This window comes from Haladaptatus sp. QDMS2 (assembly GCF_029338295.1).
GTDB lineage: Archaea > Halobacteriota > Halobacteria > Halobacteriales > Halococcaceae > QDMS2.
On record NZ_CP119793.1, the window covers coordinates 13,102 to 36,229 of the forward strand.

The 23,128-nt window shown below is 54.0% G+C and carries 18 protein-coding genes; 12 read left to right on the plus strand and 6 right to left on the minus strand.

The features are described 5' to 3' along the window. The first annotated feature begins 123 nt into the window (after positions 1-123). Positions 124-2,385, plus strand: a complete 2,262-nt coding sequence (locus tag P1M51_RS18775; RefSeq protein WP_276275310.1) for an NADP-dependent malic enzyme — start codon at positions 124-126, stop codon at positions 2,383-2,385. 85 nt (positions 2,386-2,470) lie between these two features. Here the strand turns inward: P1M51_RS18775 and P1M51_RS20180 are convergent, their stop codons facing one another. After that, entirely contained in the window at positions 2,471-3,634 is a 1,164-nt protein-coding gene (locus P1M51_RS20180; protein WP_369685329.1) for an MFS transporter, read from the minus strand. Positions 3,635-3,835: 201 nt separating this feature from the next. Continuing rightward, on the minus strand, positions 3,836-5,017 hold the full coding sequence (locus P1M51_RS18780; protein ID WP_276249095.1) for a CaiB/BaiF CoA-transferase family protein: 1,182 nt from the start codon (positions 5,015-5,017) through the stop codon (positions 3,836-3,838). A gap of 244 nt (positions 5,018-5,261) precedes the next feature. On the opposite strand from P1M51_RS18780, the gene P1M51_RS18785 reads away from it, so the two are divergent. Beyond that, positions 5,262-6,233 carry an aldo/keto reductase gene (locus P1M51_RS18785; protein WP_276249094.1) on the plus strand — a complete coding sequence of 324 codons (972 nt, stop codon included), beginning with the start codon at positions 5,262-5,264 and terminating at the stop codon, positions 6,231-6,233. A gap of 38 nt (positions 6,234-6,271) precedes the next feature. Here the strand turns inward: P1M51_RS18785 and thsA are convergent, their stop codons facing one another. Further along, positions 6,272-7,855, minus strand: coding sequence for a thermosome subunit alpha (gene thsA / locus P1M51_RS18790; protein ID WP_276275305.1), 1,584 nt, complete (start codon positions 7,853-7,855; stop codon positions 6,272-6,274). Positions 7,856-7,988: 133 nt separating this feature from the next. Then, on the minus strand, positions 7,989-9,716 hold the full coding sequence (thsB, locus tag P1M51_RS18795; protein WP_276275311.1) for a thermosome subunit beta: 1,728 nt from the start codon (positions 9,714-9,716) through the stop codon (positions 7,989-7,991). A 236-nt stretch (positions 9,717-9,952) separates the two neighbouring features. Between thsB and P1M51_RS18800 the strand changes: the two genes are divergently transcribed. Beyond that, on the plus strand, positions 9,953-10,399 hold the full coding sequence (locus P1M51_RS18800; protein ID WP_276275312.1) for a MaoC/PaaZ C-terminal domain-containing protein: 447 nt from the start codon (positions 9,953-9,955) through the stop codon (positions 10,397-10,399). Between the two features lie 89 nt (positions 10,400-10,488). Here the strand turns inward: P1M51_RS18800 and P1M51_RS18805 are convergent, their stop codons facing one another. Beyond that, positions 10,489-11,532 carry a glycoside hydrolase family 105 protein gene (locus P1M51_RS18805; protein ID WP_276249091.1) on the minus strand — a complete coding sequence of 348 codons (1,044 nt, stop codon included), beginning with the start codon at positions 11,530-11,532 and terminating at the stop codon, positions 10,489-10,491. Between the two features lie 249 nt (positions 11,533-11,781). Between P1M51_RS18805 and P1M51_RS18810 the strand changes: the two genes are divergently transcribed. From P1M51_RS18810 to P1M51_RS18850, 9 genes are all read left to right on the plus strand, one after another. Further along, on the plus strand, positions 11,782-13,956 hold the full coding sequence (locus P1M51_RS18810; RefSeq protein WP_276275314.1) for a hypothetical protein: 2,175 nt from the start codon (positions 11,782-11,784) through the stop codon (positions 13,954-13,956). A gap of 140 nt (positions 13,957-14,096) precedes the next feature. Then, on the plus strand, positions 14,097-15,593 hold the full coding sequence (locus P1M51_RS18815; protein WP_276249089.1) for an extracellular solute-binding protein: 1,497 nt from the start codon (positions 14,097-14,099) through the stop codon (positions 15,591-15,593). Positions 15,594-15,666: 73 nt separating this feature from the next. Then, positions 15,667-16,617, plus strand: a complete 951-nt coding sequence (locus tag P1M51_RS18820; RefSeq protein ID WP_276249088.1) for a carbohydrate ABC transporter permease — start codon at positions 15,667-15,669, stop codon at positions 16,615-16,617. Beyond that, positions 16,614-17,450: a carbohydrate ABC transporter permease gene (locus P1M51_RS18825; RefSeq protein ID WP_276249087.1), complete on the plus strand. Its 837-nt coding sequence runs from the start codon at positions 16,614-16,616 to the stop codon at positions 17,448-17,450. Before P1M51_RS18820 ends, P1M51_RS18825 begins: the two co-directional genes overlap by 4 nt. 320 nt (positions 17,451-17,770) lie before the next feature. Continuing rightward, a complete protein-coding gene (locus P1M51_RS18830; RefSeq protein WP_276249086.1) occupies positions 17,771-18,940 on the plus strand; it encodes an ABC transporter ATP-binding protein in 1,170 nt (389 codons plus the stop codon). 83 nt (positions 18,941-19,023) lie between these two features. Then, positions 19,024-19,503, plus strand: coding sequence for a hypothetical protein (locus tag P1M51_RS18835; protein WP_276249085.1), 480 nt, complete (start codon positions 19,024-19,026; stop codon positions 19,501-19,503). A 51-nt stretch (positions 19,504-19,554) separates the two neighbouring features. After that, positions 19,555-19,830: a hypothetical protein gene (locus P1M51_RS18840; protein WP_276275315.1), complete on the plus strand. Its 276-nt coding sequence runs from the start codon at positions 19,555-19,557 to the stop codon at positions 19,828-19,830. 54 nt (positions 19,831-19,884) lie between these two features. Continuing rightward, positions 19,885-21,009 (plus strand): mandelate racemase/muconate lactonizing enzyme family protein, encoded by a 1,125-nt coding sequence (locus tag P1M51_RS18845; RefSeq protein WP_276275316.1) that lies wholly within the window; start codon positions 19,885-19,887, stop codon positions 21,007-21,009. Between the two features lie 75 nt (positions 21,010-21,084). After that, positions 21,085-21,318, plus strand: coding sequence for a hypothetical protein (locus P1M51_RS18850; protein ID WP_276249082.1), 234 nt, complete (start codon positions 21,085-21,087; stop codon positions 21,316-21,318). A gap of 74 nt (positions 21,319-21,392) precedes the next feature. Here P1M51_RS18850 and P1M51_RS18855 read toward each other — a convergent pair whose 3' ends face one another. Further along, complete coding sequence (locus P1M51_RS18855) at positions 21,393-22,607, minus strand: mandelate racemase/muconate lactonizing enzyme family protein (RefSeq protein ID WP_276275317.1); 1,215 nt, start codon at positions 22,605-22,607, stop codon at positions 21,393-21,395. Positions 22,608-23,128: the final 521 nt, after the last annotated feature.

Here is a 23,128-nt window from a genome sequence, read left to right on the forward strand (position 1 = left end):
ATGTCACTGAATGAGTGCATAAAACCACCGCTGAGAGCGTTATCGAAGACTTTGTTCGATTTAATATGATGGACTCTCCCTCCAGGTTTCAATCTTTATGTACTATGGGTTCCCAGTCAATCTATGGGATTAGATGACGAATCCCGGGAGTACCACCGTCAGGAACCCCCGGGAAAGTTAGAGATTTCGACGACAAAACCGACGAACACCCAGCGCGACCTGAGCCTCGCGTACTCGCCCGGGGTGGCCGCACCCTGCCTTGACATCGCAGAGGATGTCAGCCTCGCCTATGAGTACACCGCGAAGGGGAACATGGTGGGCGTCGTCTCCAATGGCTCTGCGGTGCTTGGCCTTGGGGACATCGGCGCACAGGCCTCGAAACCGGTGATGGAGGGCAAGGGCGTCCTGTTCAAGCGGTTCGCCGACATCGACGTCTTCGACGTGGAACTGGACACCGACGACCCGGAGAAAATGATCGAATCGGTGGCCATGATGGAACCGACGTTCGGGGGCATCAACTTAGAGGACATCAAGGCCCCCGAGTGTTTCACCATCGAGGAACGGCTGCGAAAGGAGATGAACATCCCCGTGTTCCACGACGACCAGCACGGGACGGCCATCATCTCCGGAGCCGCCCTCCTGAATGCCCTCGAAATCGCCGAGAAGGACATCTCTGATATTAACGTGGTGTTTTCCGGGGCTGGGGCGAGCGCCATCGCAACCGCCCGGTTCTACGTCTCACTCGGCGCAAAAAAAGAGAACATCACCATGTGCGATTCCTCGGGCATCATCACCGAACAACGTGCCGAGGCAGGCGAGGTGAACCAGTACAAACGCCAATTCGCCCGCGACATCCCTGAGGGCGACCTCGCCGACGCGATGGAAGGCGCAGACGTGTTCGTCGGCCTCTCAGTCGCCGGCATCGTGAGCCAGGAGATGGTGCAGTCGATGGCGAACGACCCCGTCATCTTCGCGATGGCGAATCCGGACCCCGAAATCACCTACGAGGCGGCGAAATCGGCCCGCGACGACCACGTCATCATGGCGACGGGGCGCTCTGATTACCCGAATCAGGTGAACAACGTTCTCGGGTTCCCCTTCATCTTCCGTGGCGCACTCGATGTGCGCGCCAGCGAGATCAACGAGGAGATGAAGGTCGCCGCCGCAGAAGCCCTCGCTCGCCTCGCCCGACAGGACGTCCCCGACGCCGTGGTCAAAGCCTACGGCGACCAGCCAATTCAGTTCGGCCCGGATTACATCATTCCGAAACCGGTCGACCCGCGCGTATTGTTCGAGGTGGCTCCGGCCGTCGCGAAGGCAGCAGTGACCTCAGGTGTCGCTCGTAACGAGATCGATATCAATCGCTACGTCGAGAAACTCGAAGCGCGTCTCGGGAAGTCCCGCGAGATGATGCGCGTCGTCCTTAACAAAGCCAGGTCGGACCCGATGCGGGTCGCGCTCGCAGAGGGAACTGAGGAAAAGATGGTGCGTGCGGCCTACCAGCTCGTCGAGCAGGGCATCGCAGAGCCAATCCTCATCGGCGACGCAGACGCCATCACCCGGACGGCACGTACCCTTGGCCTCGAGTTCGACCCTACGATCGCAGACCCCACGAATGAGGGTCAGTGGGACCATTATGCAAACCGACTTTATGAGCTGCGTCGGCGCAAGGGACTCTCCCGCAGCGAGGCGAGCGACCTCATACATAGAGATACGAACTACTTCGGTAGTGTGATGGTCGATTCGGGAGACGCAGACGCGATGCTCACCGGTCTCACCCACCACTACCCCTCGGCACTCCGACCGCCCCTGCAGGTCATCGGCACGGCCGAGGACACTGACTACGTCGCTGGCGTCTACATGCTCACGTTCAAAAACCGCGTCATCTTCTGCGCTGATACCACCGTTAACTTCGATCCCGACGCGAAGATGTTGGCCGAAATCACCAAGCATGCCAGCGATTTGGCACGACGATTCAATGTCGAACCGCGTGCGGCCCTGCTCTCGTACTCGAACTTCGGATCGGTTGACAACCAATCTACGCGTGAGTCACGGGAAGCTGTCCAGCTCCTCCACGCTGATCCAGAGGTCGATTTCCCAGTGGACGGAGAGATGCAGGCGGATACTGCTGTTGTCGAGGAAATTCTCACTGGAACCTATGCAAACTTCGAGCTGAAAGAGCCGGCCAACGTACTCGTGTTCCCGAATCTGGAGGCGGGGAACATCGCGTACAAACTGCTGCAGCGCCTCGGCGGCGCGGAAGCCATCGGGCCGATGCTCGTCGGCATGAACAAACCCGTCCACGTCCTCCAGCGCGGCGACGAGGTCAAAGACATCGTGAATCTCGCCTCGGTTGCTGTCGTCGACGCCCAGGGGCGAGAGTAGCGTCGGTAATGTGACGCGGAAAAACCGGTGGTTCAGGGACGTGCTCGCGTTTCACGGCGTGCTAGCAACCAGAGCAGTGCGATGCTCACCACAAAGCACACGATGAGTTGGGCAAATGCGGCTGAGTAAGTCGCACGTTCGGCGATAATTCCAACGAATGCTGGCCCCAAACTCCCGATGCCTGTATACACGGTCTTGATCGCTCCGAAGTCGCTACCAAGGGTGTCTTTCGAAAGATGGTCGAAGAGGTAGGCTTGCATGACTGGCGGACAGGTACGAATTCCTGTGCATACACGAGGACGCTCGCACCGATCAGCGGCATCGATGTCATCGATAGCATTCCAACGAGGCCGAGTATGCTGAGTGCGATTCCACCTGTGGCGATGTTCATTCGGGGCAGCCTATCACTGAGGTCTCCTGCAATTGGACTCGCTACCATTCCGACGATGAACAAGATCGAAAAGGAGGCACTCGCTAGTAACGGCGAGAATCCTTTATCCGCTTGTAGAAACAGTGGCAGGAAACTCACGATCCCAGAGGTGGCGAAATTGAACAACGAGTACACTACGATTAGCCACCGGATTTCTCGGTAGGCGATGACTCTGTGAATCACCTCCTGTACGTTGAAATCGACCTGACTGATGACGTATGATTCCTGTCGCCAACGGGAAAGGAGAACTGAGGTTACTGCGAGTACTCCTACGACTGGGAGGAACGTGAGCTTCCAGTTTCCGAGTGCGAGCGTGACGATAACGATTCCTGCGGCAATCGCGCTCCCGATTGTTCCAGCAGCGTCGTTGATTCCGAGCGCGAGACCGCGTCGCTCGACATACATATCCGAGATAAGCGTGCGCGAAGATGTGAAGTACAACCCGCCGCCGATACCAACCAAGACGACGCTAGAGAGGAGACCCGTATAGGTAGAAATCGTCATCAGCGCAAGGAACCCGCCGGTGAGGATTACCAAACTAGGTACTAGAACCGTGATACGCGATAGTTGATCGGAGAGTCGACCGCCCGGATACTGGACCAGAGCATACAATGCCCACAGAATCGTCAGGCAGAACCCAGCCTGAGATGGCGATATAGCCAGAGTTTCGATGAGAACTGGCAGAAGCGGCGGTAACGCCTCACGCCCGAGTCTGAGCCCGAGCCAACCCAGCGAAAGAACGATTGAAACTCGTCCCATCGGTCCGGTCAGCAAGCGCTCGGCGTGACCCGTCGCGTGCTCTCCTGACTTGCGAGTCATTCCGTGACTCGAACCCGATGCCGGGTGATAGAGCTTCCGTTCGCTGAACGGACTGTCATTCTCGCATTGGGATCTTCGCCCGAATTGGAACCCCGTCTTGGTTCACACACAGACCGACAAGGATGACAAATTCTGCAAGTTCGAATGGGTCCAGTCAGTACACCGAACGAACGCCCGAAGTATCGACCGTCTAAGCTACTTTTACTCATCCTTCTTATCGAGAACGCCAGTTTCGATGAGGTCATGGATTTTCTCGTCAGAGTAGCCCAGTTCAGAGAGCACTGCAAAGGTGTGTTCGCCGAGTTCAGGTGGTCGCCCGCCGAGTTCGGGCGAGCCCTTGTCGGTGCGGAAAGGGAGCGTCGAGGTTAGCAGTGATTCCTCGGCCGCCAGATTATACGAGTCAGTGAGCATTCCTCTGGCTTTCACATGTGGATCTTGATCGACGAGCTCGCCAACATCCTGTACCGAACCTATCGGAACGCTCGCTTGAGCCAACCGCTCGACCAGTTGCTCACGGTCGAACTGCGCAAAGCTTTGTTTCAATTCAGCTTCGAGGGCGTCGGTGTTCTCGATCCGTGTAGCATCTGTCTCAAAGCGCTCATCCTCGATCAAGTCGTCTCGATCGATTACATGACACATGCTCTCGTACTGTTGTTGGGTGATTGCCTTTACGTAGAATGGCTTGTCGTCACCAGCGTAATAGACCCTGTCAGTAACGTCGTTCCCCGAGCCAGTGCGCTCGCGAACGCGTCCTGTACGCGAGTATTCAGCGATTCGATACGCCATCCACGACACTGCCGTATCGAAAAGCGATGTATCGATGTACCTCCCTTCACCCGTTTGTTCCCGCTCTAATGCAGCGGCCATAACGAACAGTGCTGCGTGAACCGCGGTTCCACAGTCGATAAAGCTCGCTCCAATTCGAACTGGAGGGCGATCGGGATATCCCGTTGATGCAAGGACGCCGCTCAGTGCCTGTGCAATCGGATCATATGCAGGGAAGTCACGGTACGGGCCGTCCTGACCGAATCCACTAATCGAGCAGTAGATGACGTCCGCGTTCTGTTTTGCGACTGCGTCGTAATCCAGTCCAAACCGTTCGAGAACTCCAGGTCTGAAGTTCTCGACGACGATATCGACCCGCTCGGCGAGTTGCTGGGCGATTCTCTTCCCCTCGTCAGTTTTCAGGTCAATACTGACTGAGCGTTTTCCTCCGAGATTGAATGAGGAAAACGCGTCAACCCATTCTGATCGGGGACGTTCCCCACCAGGCGGTTCGATTTTTATGACGTCTGCACCTAGTCCGGCCAATAATTGCGTACAGTGCGGTCCCGAGACCTCTCGAGTGAAATCGAGAACCTCGAAACCCGTGAGTGGTTTCATCTCGCACAAGGATTCTCTATTTAATTATTTAAGTATTGTGACGACTGTCAAATTCAATCGTCGCCTGAGACCGTCGATGCAAACGGAGCAATCGCGGGGGATTCTCGTCTGCTCATTATCTGGTACTGCATCAATCAGTGAATCCAGTATATTCGTCTGCAGCGCTCGATATTCGAGCGAGGCAACAATACTGAGTTGCACGTACGGGGAACTTATAACGGCTGCTTGTGAATCTACCTCTGGTATGGAGTACACAACCCTCGGAAGCACTGGCATGACGGTCAGTCGAATTTGCCTCGGTTGCATGAGTTTTGGAACGGATCGCGAGTGGAAGCTCACACAGGAAGAAAGCGCCGAAATCATCGAGCGGGCGCTCGATCTCGGCATCAACTTCTTCGATACCGCGAACGTCTATTCGAAAGGTGAATCCGAACGAATCGTCGGGAACGTCCTCAGCGATTACGACCGCGACCGATTGGTTGTCGCGACAAAGGTTTACGGAGAAATGGATGAGACAAATCCCAATGCTAGTGGGCTCTCGCGAAAGGCAATTGAGCAGGAACTAGCGAACAGCCTGGAGCGCCTCGGGATGGATACCATCGACCTCTATCAGACCCACCGATGGGATTACAACACACCTATCGAGGAGACGCTCCGCACGCTCGACGACGCAGTTCGCCGAGGGACGGTCCGGTATTTGGGTGCTTCGTCGATGTGGGCCTATCAGTTCGCCAAGGCTCTCTACACGAGTGAGGCACTCGGCCTCAATCGGTTCGCTACGATGCAAAACCACTACAATCTACTCTACCGCGAGGAGGAGCGTGAGATGCTCCAACTTTGCCAAGAGACAGGCATTGGTGTCATTCCGTGGAGTCCACTGGCCAAAGGGTATCTTGCGCGTCCACATAATCAGCTCGAAGCAACCACCCGCGGAGAAACGGAAGACTACACCCAGACCCATCCCTACTTCCAGGGGAATGGGCAGGCCATCAATGAACGCGTGCAGGAACTTTCTGACGAGAAGGGCGTTTCAATGGCCCAGATTTCGTTTGCGTGGCACCTCCACAAAAGCGGTGTCGATGCACCCATCGTCGGTGTGACGACCGTCGAGCAGTTAGAGGAGGCCGTAGAGGCGCTTGACATCACGCTTTCCGAGGCCGATCTCACGTATCTCGAAGAGCCGTACCGTCCCGTTCCGCCGTCCGGTCACGAGTGACGGTCCTAGCGAGCATTTCCAATTCAACTATCTCAACGTTAGTAGGGTTCGTCCGAAAGCTTTGCTGGAATAACATCGTCGATTTTGAGCACCTGGAAAACGACCTCCGATGCACCGATAATCGCCTGGAGCTTCACGTTATGCGGTTCGACGATACCTGCCTCGACAACATCGTCGACGACACCTTCGTCCGGAACGACGCCAGCGTTGCGATGATTCATGTCGTGTCGTCTCCGGAGTTCGACAAGGGTGTCTATCGGGTCGTGCCCCATGTTTACGGCGAGTGTTCGTGGAATGACTTCGAGCGCATCGGCGTACGCGCGAATTGCAAGTTGTCGTCGGTCGGCGATGTCGTTGGCCTCTGCTCGTAGAATGCGACCGACCTCCGTTTCTACTGCACCTGCCCCTGGTACGAGACATCCTGACTGTATCGTAGCTCGCACCGTGGCGATGCCGTTTCTGACCGTGCGTTCGACTTCGTCAAGACTGTGTTCGATTCCGCCCCGGAGGAGAAGCGTGGCACTGCGAGGGTCCTCGCAACCTTCGATAGCGAACAGCTGTTCTCGCCCGAACTGGCGTAACTCGACTCGGTCGGCCAGCCCGATGTCTGACGGTTCGAGCTCGTAGATGTCGGATATGGCGCTTGCGCCCGTCGCCCGTGCAATCTGCTCGACGTCTTGCGAAAGTGTGCGCTTGGTTGCGAGTATTCCGTTTTCACTCAGCAGAAGCCGGGTTTTCTGGCTGATGTCTTTCGTGCAGAACACGACGTTCACGCCGTGGTCCACGAGTTCGTTTACGAGTTGCTCGGCAGCGCTGTACTCATAGTCGTGGAATTGTGTTACGTCCTCGGGACGTTCAAAATGTATCTCCGCAGACCCTCTGCGTGCGCCGGTTGGCTGTATTGGCGCGTCAACACAGGCAATGCGCGCATCTTCGACAGCTCGTGGCATACTGGTGAGTACTGGGTCCGTAGTGTCGATTAACACCCCGCTGTAGAGGACTGAGTCTCCTACAACACCCCCAGGTATCGTGGTCGTCGTGATGTAGTCGAGATTTATATCACCGTCCTGTTCGACCGTTCGAACTGCCTCCACGACGAGGTTCGCGAGGGTGTCACCGATCGCAGTCGTTCCTCGTCCCGTCATCGCCACCTTCGCGACGTGCTCTAAGTGTTCGGTGTTGTTGACCGTAACCTCAAACGAATGTTGCGCCATGAGGTCTGCTGTTCGATCGGAAGCCCACAGATAGCCGTCAACGATGCTGCTCGGGTGCAGTCCCTTTTCGACGAGAGTCTCCGCACGGCGCATAAGTTCTCCCGCAAAAATCGTCGCGGTCTTCGTTCCGTCGCCGAATCGCTCTCCTTGTGACTGGACGAGTTCGGTGATAAGTCTCGCCGACGGGATGATGTCCATCTCGACGTCGACCTCGCCCAGAATAGTCGCCCCATTGTTCGTGATGATGACCATCTGGTTTGAATCGACGATCATCTTATCACGTCCAGTTGGTCCGAAGGTCGGTCGGAGCAGGTCCGAGAGTGCAACTCCTGCTTGGATGCTGATGTTAGTGACGTTCGATTCCTTGTCCTCGATATCGTTCTGACTGGCCGATCGATTTTTTACCATGAGTTTGTGATGTGTTGCGTCGTCATCGCTGTTCGTTGGTTGATCTTGTAGTGAATAGCCCTCGAGATGATTGCTGAGCCGATGACGGACCGTCTGTCCTTGCCGCTGTGAGCGCGGTTGGGGTCGTTCAGCCTCATCGTTCGAGATCACCGAGTCCTTGCGTCTCGTCGGGAAGGTCGTCTGCGCTGATATCGACCTCAGCTGGGTCGGTTACGAACGGATCTTCAACGGTCATTATTTCGTCGATGCCGAGTATTACGTTCGCTGCGTCGACAGCCCCTACGAGGGCGTGTTTTTTTGCGTACGCAGGTTCAATCACGCCAGCTTCCATGGCATCGAAGGGCGCTCCAGAAGCCGCATCAAGTCCTACAGAAGTGTTGCCGCGTTCATGGGCGGTTCGAAGACTGATGAGCGCATCAATTGGGTCCGTTCCAGCGTTCTCCGCAAGCGTTCGCGGCACGAATTCAACCGCGTCAGCAAAGGCATTCACGGCAAGTTGTTCCCGGCCCGGAACACCGTCTGCGTACTCACGAATCCGCGCGGCCACTTCGATCTCGATTGCGCCGGCACCAGGTACCGCATGACCGTTCCGGACGACCTGCGCGACAACATCGATCGCATCGTTGATGTTTCGCTCAAATTCATTTACGAGGTGTGGAGTAGATCCCCGGACGAGGAGTGTTGCGCAGGCCGCATTAGAGGGTTCAACGAGGAACAACTCGTCGTATTCATCGCGACGAACGCATCCATGCCCAAGGCGGTCTGCGTTCACTGTTCGCAGGTCGGAGATGGCGGCTATGTCGAAGAGGGTTTCCAGGAAGGCCAATCGCTCCTCGCTGACGTTCTGGAGTGCCAGAATTCCTTCTTTTGCGAGCATGGACCGCGCGAGGTCGTCGATTTTCTCTAAGCAGAATATGACGTTCACCCCACCATCGACGAAGCGGGTTACAATCTCTCGGAGCGTAGCCTCCTCACTGTCGCGAAACGCTTTGAGCTGCGAGGGGTCATCGACTTCGATGTGTGATCCCGATCCGCTTTCGAGTTCGTCGGACGTAATCGGAGAATCGAGAAGCAAAATCCGCGCATCATCGACCTCGTAGGGCATATCGTCGTGTACTGCGTCTCGCGTGAACACCGCACCGGAGACGAGCGTCGATTCGGCTGCTGCGTGCCCAACTTGGGTTTCGACTGCGAGATCTCGGATGTCTACCACTCGCTCTCCATCTGCTGTTTCGGTAGCGGCGATACGAACTCCATCGACGACGAGTCCGCTGAGCATTTGCTTCACTTGATCGGCATTTTTCCCGGTCATGCTCGTCTCCGCAAGCGTTTGGAGGAGTGTCTCGTCATCCGGCCCCACCTGCTCTGAGAGGTTATCGACCTGTCTGAGTGCCTCCTCAACTGCAAGATTGAACCCTCCGACGATTCGGGTGGGATGAACCCCCTCCTCAAGCAGGCGTTCGGCGCGCTTCAATAATTCACCCGCCAGCACCACGGCCGTAGTCGTGCCATCGCCAGCCTCTTCCTCCTGAACTTTCGCAACCTCGATGATGACCTTCGCAATTGGATTGTCGACCCTCATTTCTCGCAAAATCGTCACCCCGTCGTTGGTGATAGTGACGGTTCCGATATCGCTGATCAACATTTTGTCCATCCCTTTGGGCCCCAGCGTCGAACGAACGGCGTCCGCAACGGCGCGGGCGGACGCGATAATATATCCCCCTGCCTCCTCGTCGACCAGACGGCCAATCTCGGAACCAAAGAGGTCGTCGTCGAAGCGGTCTTCGGCAAAGAGCTCCTCGGCGAAGAAGTCCTCGTCGATGTCGGGGACGGGTGATTGCCGGTTATCTATTTCGCTCATCATTAGGTCCAATTGTTAACTCACCTACTTAAATCATCATATAGAATTTCTGCCATTATTTTGGGTGTCGCCAACTCAACGACCGCCGCTAACTTCCGTCCCAAACGAGCACTGTGCTGGAGCACTTTCAGACGTCGATACCCCCCAGAAAAGAACCGTGAGACCGACACGGCTGTCTTGAATGACCGTGACCAATAGGTATTAATATCGAAGTGGAAGACATGCATACGTCTGATATGAGAGCAGAGAAACGGTATTTCGAGGAGGTACCAGTTGGAGAAACGCGTACGTCCTACGGACGAACTATCACCGAATCCGATATCCACGGCTTCGCCGGCCTTGAGGGACACTACGGTGAGTTACACACAAACAAAGCGTACGCAGAAACGACACCATATGGTCGCCGAATCGCTCACGGCGCACTAAACGTCACGTTGATTCAGGGACTCATGGCGAGTACGCCGTGGAACTTCCAAACCTACGCCCTCTATGGATTCGACAAGATTCGGTTCGTGAACCCAGTTTTCATTGGTGACACTGTCCATCTGGAGGCGGAAGTCATCAATAAAGAGGTTCGAAATGAGGAAACAGGTGTCATCACGATTAACTGTGAACTCACAAAGGAAGATGGGACGACCGCAACGGTACTTAAGTGGCTTCTCCTCGTTCACCGCGAATCCTGACAGGAGCTATCCACCACCCCATGAAAAACATGAGATCGAAGTTAATCGCAGGTATCTACTGAACACCTGGTTATTCTCTTTTACTCGACTCAAACGAAACAACTCGCGGCGAGGAGAAAACTCCCTTGGCCGTACGAGGTGATACCAAGCGGCGCGAACGAACTCGCGGGTGGTTTCGCGACCCGTTGAACTGCCCCATCTTCCCGAACAGCGCCGATGCACGCATCCATCCCCTTCTCAGCAGCGGCTGCATACGGTGCTCCATCGAGAATACCCTCGTTGAGTGCTCGCTGAATCGTGTAGGTGAAAAATGCTGTGCCAGACAGTTCCAGCGGGGATTTCGTGTCGTCGACCCGTTGACGCCAGAAACCGGTGTCATCTTGATAGACCAGGAGACCGTCGACGACGCGCTCAAGAATCTCCCGCACCGTCTCTCGCTCGGAATGATCCTCCGGCAACAGCCCGAGTGTGTCAATAAGCCCAGCGGTCGCCCATCCAACCCCACGACCCCAGTACTCACTCGCAGGATAGTAGTCGGGCGTCTCACGCCAAATATGCCGGAACAAGCCAGTATGCGGATCTTGAAGGTGCTTTGCGTGGATTTTGATCTGGTGTACCGCATCCTCAACGGGTTCATCATTGTCGGTGAGCAGCCCGTACCGCACGTACCAGGGACAGAGGAAATAGAGAACCTCGGTGAACAACTCGATTGGTCCATCGCGGCGGGAGATGCCACCATCTCGCGTACGGTCGACCGTTTCGAAGTACTCATACTGTTTTCGAACCGCATCGAGGTACCGTTCGTCGCCGGTTCGATCGTAAAACTCTAGGACGCTCGACGCCATCGACGCTGTGTTTGCTGTCGGGAAATACGACGATAGGTCGTATTTCGTCCATTCTCTCGACCGAGACTCCCTGAAAGAGGCTTGGTCGCCATACCCGTACGCCAGTTGACCAGCGCTTGTCTGTGTTTCTACCGCACTTTCCACGAGTTCGTGAGCCTCATCAATTCGGATTTCATTTGCGAGAAGTCCGTTCACAGCGGTCGCGCGCTCCCAACTTTCGTGTTCCATGTCACGGCTGACCGTGTACGCAGCAACCCTGGTTATGATATCATCTAATGTTTGTGTCATGCTTTCACACGCCTACCATGTGATGTCTTCACAATCGATTTATAACTACTGGTTCTTAGCTCGAGATCTCTAACCAGCTGGGATATCCTGCCAGTCAATATCCGGTCGGCCTCATTCTTACCGAATCACCGAAGATACTGTCAACTGAACACGCCATATTCGTCGGATTTTCACCCTTCATGGACGTTGTTTTCCAGTTATCCTCTTCGGACGCACATAGAGTTAAGAGACTTCGCGAGGGGCGTTCTAATGACAGAGGTCGACCTGCTAATGTCCACGACTACTAGCCACGAACTCAGTATCGCGTATCGAACCAACTCTCCGCAACTCAGATTCGGCGTGAACGATCTCGTCGCTATCCTCGAATGCCGCGCTGCGGTCACCCAAACCAACCTCGGTGATTTATCAAGAAATGATTCACCGAGCATCGTTCTCCTCGGAAACAGCGCGGATAGAGACCAGCTGGCGGAGCTGACCGATGAAACTCTCATTCCGTCGTCTCATGACCCAGAAGGGTATACGATTTCCCGGATTCGAATCGGCGATGAATCCACCCTTCTCGTTTCGGCGGCTGACGACACCGGCGGAATGTACGGGGCGTTGGACCTCTGCGAGCAGCTTCGAGCGGGGACAAAAATCGAGGAAATCCAGGAGAAAACGGCGACTCCGTCAGTCGAGTTCCGTGCGCTCAAATTCAACCTCCCCTGGTCACCCTACCGCGATGGTGAGCAGACGGAGATTCATTTTGAGACGTGTCGGGATCTCGAGTTCTGGCGTGCGTTCCTTGACATGATGGCGCGCAACCGGTTTAACGCGCTGACGCTGTGGAATCTCCACCCGTTTCCCTACATGATCAAACCCCACGCCTATCCGGAAGCCAGCCCGTTCACGGACGAGGAACTGGAGCGATGGCAGAACTTTTGGCACGAACTCTTTCGCATGGCGGCCAATCGCGGCGTCGAGACCTACATCGTCAATTGGAATATCCACACTACACCCGAATTCGCCGAGGCCCACGGCGTACACCAGTACAACGATCCTGCAGATAAAATCAAAGAATACACGCGTGCGTGCGTCACGGAGGTACTAAACGAATACCCGAAGCTTACCGGTCTCGGGACGAGTGTCGCGAGTTGGACGGAGAACATGACGCCTGAAGCGAAGCATACCTGGCTTCAAGAGACGTTCGTAGAGGGAATCAAACGCGCCGACCGAGAAATTAAACTCCTCCACCGATCGATCAAATCGCAGGCACTCGATGAGATGCGGCGAGTAATCGAGGCTGAGGCGGCGCTCGATAACGTTTCGGAGGTGCTCGTTCCGTCGAAATTCAACTGGTCTCACGGCCACTCGACAACGAAACTCGCACTCACGCATGATCACAAATCTGGAGACGTCGATAATCTGCTCTGGAATCCCCCACCCGATGACTATAGTGTGGTGTGGACGGTTCGTAACGAGGATTTCTTTGTGCTCCGGTGGGGTGATCCCGATTTCATCCGCGACCATATTCAGGCCAACCACGCCTCGAAATCCTACGTCGGCGGCTACATCATTGGCTCAGAAGGCTACATCCCCGCCAAAGATCTTTCTCATCGGGTGCACGAGCATCAGACGTGGCAGTACGCCTTCGAGAAACAGTGGCTGTTCTACTTATTGTGGGGGCGGTTGCTGTACGACCCATCCACCCCGGACGAGGTGTTTGAGCAGGCGTTCGAGACGCGGTATGGGCCAGGTCTCGGCGAACGGATGTTGGACGGATTTCGATTGGGGAGTCAGATGCCAGAGGAGTTGGCGGCGTTTCACGCCGGCACCTGGGACTACACTCTCTACCCCGAGGGCTTTCTCGCTCCCATCGAAAATATGGGACTGGACGACGGCGTGTCCCCGTTCATCTCGATCAATGAACTCATCGACCACCAAACGCTCGACCCGGATTATCTGTCCATTCCTACCTACCTTGAGCGAGTCCTTGACGGCCAAGCTATCGAGGACCACCTTGTGACACCACTGGATGTTGCTGACCGAATGACCGACACCGGCGAGTCTGCGCTGGCCCTCGCCGATTCACTCAAGCAAGAACGACCGGACGACGTGGGTGCGTTCGAATGCGAACTCTGTGACATCCGTACGTGGGGGCATCTGAGCCTCTACTTCGCCGAAAAGCTTCGTGCCGGTGTGGAATTCGAGACGTATCGAATGACAGGAATGAACCGATGGAAGACTGCAGTCGTCCACCTCGAAACTGCTGCCGATCATTGGGACGAAATCTGTGCTATCACCTCTGATCACTACCAACCTCTTCCCTACGCGACGGACCATTGGCCGGGACAAACCTTTGCGTGGGACCACTACCGAGATCAAGTACAGCGCGACATTCAAATCGCTCGGAACACCCGGCCATACGACTATGAGATCCCGTAATTAGCTGTAAAATAATCGGAACTGAGTTTATTCCTCGAAATTTGAATAGAAACTATATCGCAGCGCGGCTTATCGAATTATACTATTCAAGTACCTAGAGAAACACTTATGTGCGTATGTGACAGGTGTTGGCATGTACTATGGCAGCAACTAGTGAACCCGCAGACTCTACTACGAGTCTCAACGAGGGCACCTCACGAAAGACAGACAGTGGATTAAAACGCCGGTCCGTACTATCGGCGGTTGCGACGGGCTTAGCAGCTGGATTGGCCGGCTGTACTGGCGGCGGCGGTGGCGGAACGACTGCGTCTAACGATGGCAAGGAGTTTTCGGGTGTTACGATCAACGCGGCCGATATCGGCTACATCGGTCTGGGGCCGATAGCGAAGGACGCGATCAATAAGTGGGCCTCCCAGTTCGAGCAGGAGAAGGGGGCGTCGGTGAAATTCAACTTCCCGGAAAGCGAGACCTTGCTTACGTCCATTCAGTCAGGGGACATTCCGCATTTTTGGACGGGACACCCTGGCTTCCAAGGCCAGCTCCTCTCATCGGGCATTGTGCAAGGATACGAAAATGAGTTCCAGGATAAATTCCCTAATTTCCTTGATGGCGGACTCATGGATGTCAATCAAAGCCAGATTGAGTATATTTATTCTCAATGGGATGACGTCTACAATCTCATCATGACTTCAAAACCGTATGCTCCCTTTGCCGTGCGGATGGATCATATGGAAAGCGCTGGGTTGTCGGCGGATGACATGCCGACAAGCTATGAAGAGTTAATCGACGTTGCAACGCAACTTCGCGACGCAAACGATCAGAGTCTTGGGTGGCAATGTTACGCTGGTGGTTGTGACCTGCTCGACGTCTACGGGACACAGTGGCTGGCGGCCAACGGTGGAAACGAGGGCAAGGATGGATATAACTGGGGTGACGATTGGTCCGCAATCAACTGGCGGAATGATACGTGGACGGAATGGATCGGGAAGAACGTTGCTCTCTTCCAGGATCACAATCTCGGCGCCGAAAACACCCCGTCGATATGTGACGAACCAGCCCTTCCAATGATTCTCGGTGGTGAACTGAGCATTATTCAGATGACCTCCGCTAATCACAAGCTCTTCATGGAGCAGGCGCCCGGTCTCCTGGAAGATGGGACGATACAGTACGCCGAACCCTGGGGCGGGTCGAACAACATCAAAGCGCACTTCCTCAACGACGGAGCGAACTTTGCGACCAAGCCACAGGGGAAAGATCAGGCGACGTGGGACAAGTCTATCGAGGCGTCGTACGCGATGGTTAACTATGCGATTAACGAAACGCAGATTCTCAGTCACGACTTCCCGGCTGGACTCGCGTATCACCCCTCGTGGAAGGAACACTTCAACGCCATGCCCGAAGATGACTTCACTACGGCAGGCAACTGGCTTGAAGTCACGCAAAACATGGTTCGGAATTCCGACGTTGCGTATGGATACGAAGCACATCCGCTTGAGGGCATTGCACCAGGAATTATTGGCCCTGCGCTCCAAGAAGCTTGGAAGGGTGAAGGTTCTGTAGAGGACGGGCTTGACAAGGCTGCGACGGAGATGGAGAACCACCTGAAACAGTCCAACGAACCGTGGAAGAACAACTAAGCCAGAGAATTCTACCCTCTTCCGCTTCGTACAGCAAACGAATAACACACATCATTCAACTAATATAAAAAGAATGTCTGAAACAACAAAACACCTCAGCGCAGGTGAGACAGGGAACCTCTCACGTCTTGCCCGTGCGCGGGAAACGTATAAGGAGAATAAATTCGCATATCTCATGGTACTCCCGACAGTGTTGTACCTCTTGCTACTAGTCTGGTTCCCCTGGATGCAAGGACTTGTAATGAGCTTCTTCAATTGGCCGCTCTTCGGCCCCAAAACGTTCATTGGACTCGATAACTACACATACCTTATCTCGTGGGAGGTGTTTCGTCAATCGCTTGTCGCTACCCTCATCTATGGGACCCAAACAATTGGCCACCTCTTACTGGGGACGATAATGGCGCTTATCGTCTGGAAGCAGAAACGATTCGTCGGCGTTGTCAGTATCATCTTCCTCATCCCGTACGTGATTCCACCACTGGTAACGGGGACCTTGTTCAGTTACTTGCTCAACCCAAACGTTGGTCCGTTCTTCGAACTGATGACGGAATGGGGTATCCTCGCAAAACCAGTGTATTGGCTCTCTGATGACTTCTCTGCAATCGCCGTCGTAACTCTGGTTGGAGTATGGACTTGGGCACCGTTAGTCTTCCTGCTAGTCATCTCAGCGTTAGAAGGGATCCCAAAGCAGTACTACGAAGTTGCGGAGGTCTTCGGTGCAAACGTCTGGGAACGATTCCGCTACATCACGTTCCCCCAAATCAAAACGACACTCCTGATTGCACTCATCATTCGTATCATCTGGAACCTCGGAAAAGTTTCTCAACCGTTCGTGATGACGAGAGGTGGTCCCGGCTATTCCACGTCGATGCTTGGCGTGCTAATCTATCGCTTGGCCTGGATACAGACTGACTTCGGGTTGGCGTTCGCCACCGGAGTCATCCTTAGTGTAATCTCTCTCGTCTTCATCTCTCTGTTCGTCTATAAGTTCGAACAAGAAGAAGGGGAGGTTTCGATAGCATGAGCACTCGAACTCGGATCCTCTCTGATTCGAATATCACCTTCATGGACGTGATTCGGTGGGCGATCACTGTCATTGTGAGTGTCATCGTTTTCCTCCCCGTTCTCTACGCCTTCTCAGTCTCACTTCGACCGCGAAGCGAAGTCTTCGGACCGGTTCATCTCATCCCTTACGAACCCACCATCGAGCCGTATCTCTCATTCTTCGCCGATTCCAGTACATATCTCGTCAACAGTTTACTGGTCGCGACGGGTGTGAGTATGCTGATCCTCCTGATCGCGATTCCGGGGGCGTATGCGTTCGGCCGGCTTGAGTTCAAGGGTCGAAAAGGTTTGTTCTATGCTATCGTGATGATCGTGCTGGTCCCGGAGGTCATGCTCATCGTCCCGGTCGCACAGATCGTTAGATGGCTCCATCTATTCGACACGATTGCGGGTCTCTGGCTCGCGTTACTTATCGGTGGCATGCCGATCGCCATCTGGATTCTGCGGGACAACTTCATGCGGCTGCCACCAAATGCAGAGGAAGCGGCGATGGTGTACGGTTGCACACAGTTCTCTGCGTTCCGAAAGGTGGTACTGCCCCTCGCAACACCCGCGATTATCACGGTCGCGTTCTTGTCGTTCCTCAGCGCGTGGACAGAATTCCTGTTTACGAATATGCTGAGTACACCCGGAGGTGGCTGGACAGCTATCGTGGTTCTGTTCAGTCTCATGAACCCCGACCACTCACCCAACTGGCCGCTCTTGATGGCTGCGTCGTTCATCGTCTCGCTTCCGCCGATTGTCTTCTACGGACTCATTCGGCGAACGCTACAAGAGGCGTTGAACTTCTGAATCTCTCACTTTCGGAGCCATCCCATTCATCTTCGAGTGTGAATGTTCTGAGACACTCCGTAGATCCTCGTGGAACGACGATGTACTTTGCGGGTTCGTTACCTCAGCCGTGATCGAATGCAGACGTTTCGTGTTCAACTCGTCGGTTCACGACGGTGCTGGTCTTGAGTTATTCTGGCGATTGAATTCTCGTTGGTCACTTCGATTGGTTATTTATCCTTGAGAAATGTCACAAAACCACTAACGGATTCAAATTTGAATTACCGGTATGGGCCTATTTTCCAAAAGGATTAATATTGGCGGCCATGTTAACTGGTACAATGGCACAAACTAGCGATGAACAGAGGGCTCGTAGTACTACAGATATTGGTGACGTTTCTGAATTCAGCAAGCGAGAGGGTGAAACGCTTCGATTAGAAGGCATAACGAAAACATTCGGTGGCGGAACGGTCATCGCGGCAGAGGACGTTAACATTACGGTTGAACCAGACGAGTTTGTGGTCCTTGTTGGTCCGTCGGGGTGCGGAAAAACGACTACCCTTCGATGCATCTCCGGGCTCGAAATTCCCGACGGCGGGACGGTAATGCTCGGGGATAAAGACATCACAAACCATGCACCAAAAGATCGCGACCTCGCATACGTGTTCCAGAGCATCGCGCTGTTCCCGCATATGACCGTTCGGAAAAACATGCGGTTCGGGCTCGATATGGCGACGAGTTTGGATGGACAAGAGAAGGAACGTCGGGTACGAGATGTCGCGAAGATCCTCCAAATCGACGACTATCTCGACCGAAGTACAAGTGATCTCTCAGGCGGACAACAACAACGTGTGAGTATCGGGCGGGCAATGGTTATGGAGCCTGCCGCATTCTTGCTTGACGAACCGTTCTCGAACCTCGACGCGAATCTGCGAGACGAGATGCAAACAGAAGTCAAGAAATTGCAGCGAAACCTGAATCGTGCCATGATTTTTGTCACGCACGACCAAGCTGAAGCGATGACACTCGCAGATAAGATTGTCATTATGCGCGACGGAACTATTCAGCAACAGGGGTCTCCCTACGAGATTTACAACGACCCGGCAAACGAATTTGTTGCCCGATTCATCGGTTCACCGTCCACGAACATGATTCGCGCTCATATCGAATCCCGTGGTAGCAATGTCGCTCTTGTGACTGAATCATTCGAGGTGACGCTCTCGAGCGAACGGAGTGATATGCTCGCAAGCCACATTGGCGAGTCGGTCTACATGGGTATCCGTCCGGAGTATCTCAGACTTGGAGAGAGCAACGAGGCCGTCCTCACGAATGTGAAGGTCACGCTTGTCGAACCGGAGGGCGCTCGAGACACAATTCACCTTGAGGTAGGAGGGCTTGAACTCGTGGCGGCGGTGCGACAGGGTCAGGTACGTGCCGACGAATCATTCGACGTAAGTTTCGACAGAGATCAAATTTGGGTCTTCGACGAAACGGGTGAACGTATCGCCTAAATTCTCTCGTTGAGTGCTTGTATTCCAACCCAGCTCGACTCGACAAAGCTTAGTTCGGGGGAGATTTTTATTGTCGCGCTATAATGTACTACATGACCATGGACAATGATCTACAATCAGTCTTTTCTGAACGCGAAAAACCGCCGAGAGACGTGGTTGAGTCGGAGCCAAAGTACTGGTACGCACTGGCTGCATTTCTTGCTGCGACCCTTTTCAGCATCATTTACATCGCCGTCGTAACTCGAATTGGAGGACAATCCGCCATCAGTGGCTCGTTTCTGAACCTCTGGCTGATTGGACTGGTCGTCCTCGCGGTTTTATCATACCCAGCCCTGTTCAAGGACACTGCATTCATTCGAAAGACAGTCGTCGGGTGGAATCCGAAGTCGTGGTCCGCTATTGTGTTTGGCTTCACACTGCCACTAGTCGTATTCACGGCAAGCCTCATCTGGTATCATCCCTCCGTCAGCGTGCTACTAGGCATTCTCTCGTTTATCATCACCACTTTCCTCACGATGGGTTTCCACTTATACCGGCGTCATAGCTACATCGGCAATCCCTGAATTGGTCGAATCAACGAAAATCATTTGAACACTCCTCTACGTTGTACACGTGTGAAAACTCGAGTCTGGCTTCCGGGGACAAAATCAGGTAACACGCCTCGTAATGTGGCCGTCGTCCTGCTCTACTTAATCACAGCTCCGATATGGTTGACGCTCGCCCCGACGTTCGTTGGCCTTATCATATACCTGAACGCCGGTGGTTGGGCAGACGCACTTACGTCACTTCCGGGAATCAATTCGGGAGGTGGGATACAATCAGGCATCGCCGGCTTCGCCTACACCTTCGCCTTCTGGTATCTTCTCTACGTCTTCTACACTCTGTTCTGAGTTCCCTCCCGGTGATACCTATATACCGACTCGTCCTAAAAGTCAGTGTGTCAGATGAAAATCAAGCGTATCAGCGTACGACTTATCGCTTGTCCGTTGGAGCGAACCGTCGTCGCAAGCAGTTTCACCAAGACGCGGCGCTGTACAGTCCTCGTCACGATAGAAACCGATTCCGGAATCCGTGGACGAATCTACGCGGGGGATAAGCGCGACCACCAAGAACAGATTGCCACGTATATCATCGATGACATCGCTCCGCTCTTGATCGACGAAGAATTGTTCTCCGTTGAGCGGCTCTGGGAACGAGCGGTCGCCGGTAGTTCAACCGCGAGCGATCGAGACCTCTATATGCACGCCCTCGGTGCGGTAGACAGCGCAATCTGGGATGCGATTGGGAAGGCACTTGACGTCCCATTGTACCAGCTGTGGGGTGGGTACCAAGACACGCTCCCGATGATCGCGATTGGCGGATACTACGAGGACGACAAAGATCTCGACGGACTCGTTGCGGAAGCAACCGAATACCGGGAGTTGGGTTTAGACGGAATAAAGCTCAAAGTAGGGGGCGCCTCGATTGAGGAAGACATCGCGCGACTTGCTGCTATCCGAAAGGAACTCGGTGATGAGTACTGCATCGCGTGTGACGCGAATCGAGCCTGGAGTGTCATCCAGGCAATCACCTTTGCAGAGCGCGCTATCGAGTATGACCTTGCGTGGTTGGAAGAGCCAGTTGCTTGGTTCGACCAGTATCGTGGCATGCGAGAGGTTCGACAACGAACGAACATTCCTGTCACGGCTGGTCAAAATGAGACTGCTCCATCTGGATGTGTACGTTTATTGAATGAGTCCTCTGTCGATATCCTCAACTACGACGCAAGCCTGGGCGGAGGACCGACTGCGTGGCACAAGGTGGCGGCAACCGCGGGAATTCAGGGGATAACGATGGGTCATCACGAAGAGCCGCATCTTGCAATGCATCTCCTCGCGAGCATACCGAACAGTGGCCATTTAGAGGGCTTCCATCCCGACCTTGACCCAATCTGGTATCAAATGGTTGAAAACCGCCCACCCGTTGAAGACGGTCGTCTTCGCCTCCCTGAGGGTCCTGGATTTGGCCTCACCTTCTGCGAGGAGTTCATCCAAAAGTACACCGTGGATACCGCTGCATACGGTCGTTGAGTATGCTTCACGACGCACCTCACTGTGGCGCACTATCGGGGGAAATTTTAAGGTGTGGTCGGTCTCCTTATGCATATGGACGTTGGTAATCCAATGAACGTACTGAAAGCAGCAGTAGCATCGGGTACACGGTTTGGGTTCGCAATTTTCTTGGCATTGCTCGCTTCCGCTGCCTTAGATCGTGGATTCATGATTGCAATGGTTGTTTTCGTGGCCTTCGCCATCGGTATCGGCGCACTAGGATTTCGGAAGTTCACTAGTGAGTTGGACAATCTCAAATACATCGACAGTGTCGATGATGCCATTTGAATGCTCTCCCAATCGAAATAATCAGTAACCACATTCGCCGTCGAAAAATGGCCTACACGGATTTCTGCCTGCCGTTAGAAGATATATTCAGATTCCTCGGTAAGCCGATCAAGCACAACATCCGGGTTCACTTCAATCCCTAAGCCCGGACCTTCGGGGAGGGAAATCGAACCTTCAGAGAGGATTGGACCACTTTCACCCGTCCGGACCACCGTTCCGTCCCACCACGGGGCATCACCTCCTCGGTATTCAAGGCTATAGAAATTAGGAATCGATGCGGCGAAGTGGACGCCTGCGATCGTCCCGACTGGACTTGCCAAGTTGTGTGGTGCCATCGGGACGCCGTAGAGATCGCAGACAGCGGCGATCTTCCGAAGGACGCTCAAGCCGCCACACTCCGTTACATCCGGTGCCGCAAGGTCGAGTGTATCGTGTTTCAGTAAGTCAGCAAATCGATTGACCGTAACAACGTTCTCGCCGGTCAAAATCGGAATATCGATCTGTTCTCTAACGCGGGCCTGCGCGTCGAGTTTCTCCGGATGGACTGGATCTTCGAGGAATGAGAGATTAAACTCCTCTAATTCGCGGCCGAGTCTAACTGCGGTCTCGACTGTGTACTTCCAATGCAGATCCATCCCAAGATCAACCTCGTACCCAATTTCGTCTCGGACTGCGCGCACCAATTCTGCCTTGTGCTCGATTTCCCGGTCATCCATACGCCGCGCGGCCGTATCGTCGTTTGGATGACCCGGTGTCATCACATCCAGATCAAACTTGATCGACTCAAACCCTTGGTTAACAACATCTCTCGCGGCTCGGGCGAACGCTTCCGGTGTGAACTCTTCTGACGACCCCTCTTCTTTTGCCGTTGCTTGCGTGTCCGAGTATACACCGATCTCGTCCCGAAATTTTCCGCCTAGTAGTTCGTACACCGGAACGCCGAGGATCTTTCCCTTGATGTCCCAACAGGCGGTTTCGATGGCAGTAATAGCGGACTGGCCGATAGTCCCACTTCCGGTGTATTTACCGGCCAAGTGTTCGTATATTCGTTCCGGATCCAGGGGATTCTGACCGACAACCAGTGACTCCATCCGCATTGCGACGTCCATTGACTCTTCGCCCCGGAACGTCTCACCAATTCCGTAGTCTCCGGCGTCTGTTTTGACCTTGACGATACCCCAAGTATAATGTTCTCCGTTGTCTCTCGGATTACCCTTCACCCCCATCGTTTCAATACCAGTGATTTTAACATCTCGCTCGGGCGGTCGCTGTCTCTCGCTGTCCGTCACATCTCGCCACATTTCGTCTCTTAGTCCCCTCTCGAGCGTAATAATGATATCTGTGACGAATTTTCTCCTCGTATTTGCGTGTACATCTCGGTGTTCATCTATTGGAAACCTGTGAACCGTCTAACCAAAAGTGTGTTTGTCAATCACACCCTTATAACACTCGTACGATTGTTATTCATTTCATCATCTATTTGACGAAATGATTTGTTAATTGCTAACAAGTCACTACACACTGTTGAATCTCAATTTAGCTTCATGAAGAACATCAGTTGGAGTTTCCACATCACGTGAGATTGCACCTCTTAGTCGCCATTGAAGCGCACAACCAGCTCCACACAGACGGTCCACCATTGATTTCGTGAAAATACGATTGAGTTGCAGGCGTATTGTCCCGAACTCAGGCATTAGTTTCGCGTTTAATTTTCTTCATAGATTGTTCACACGCTGTCTCTCGTTTTTGACCGTGTTTGAACCCGTTTAGAACTGGTTGCGGATTATCAATGAATTCAACGTACCGGAAA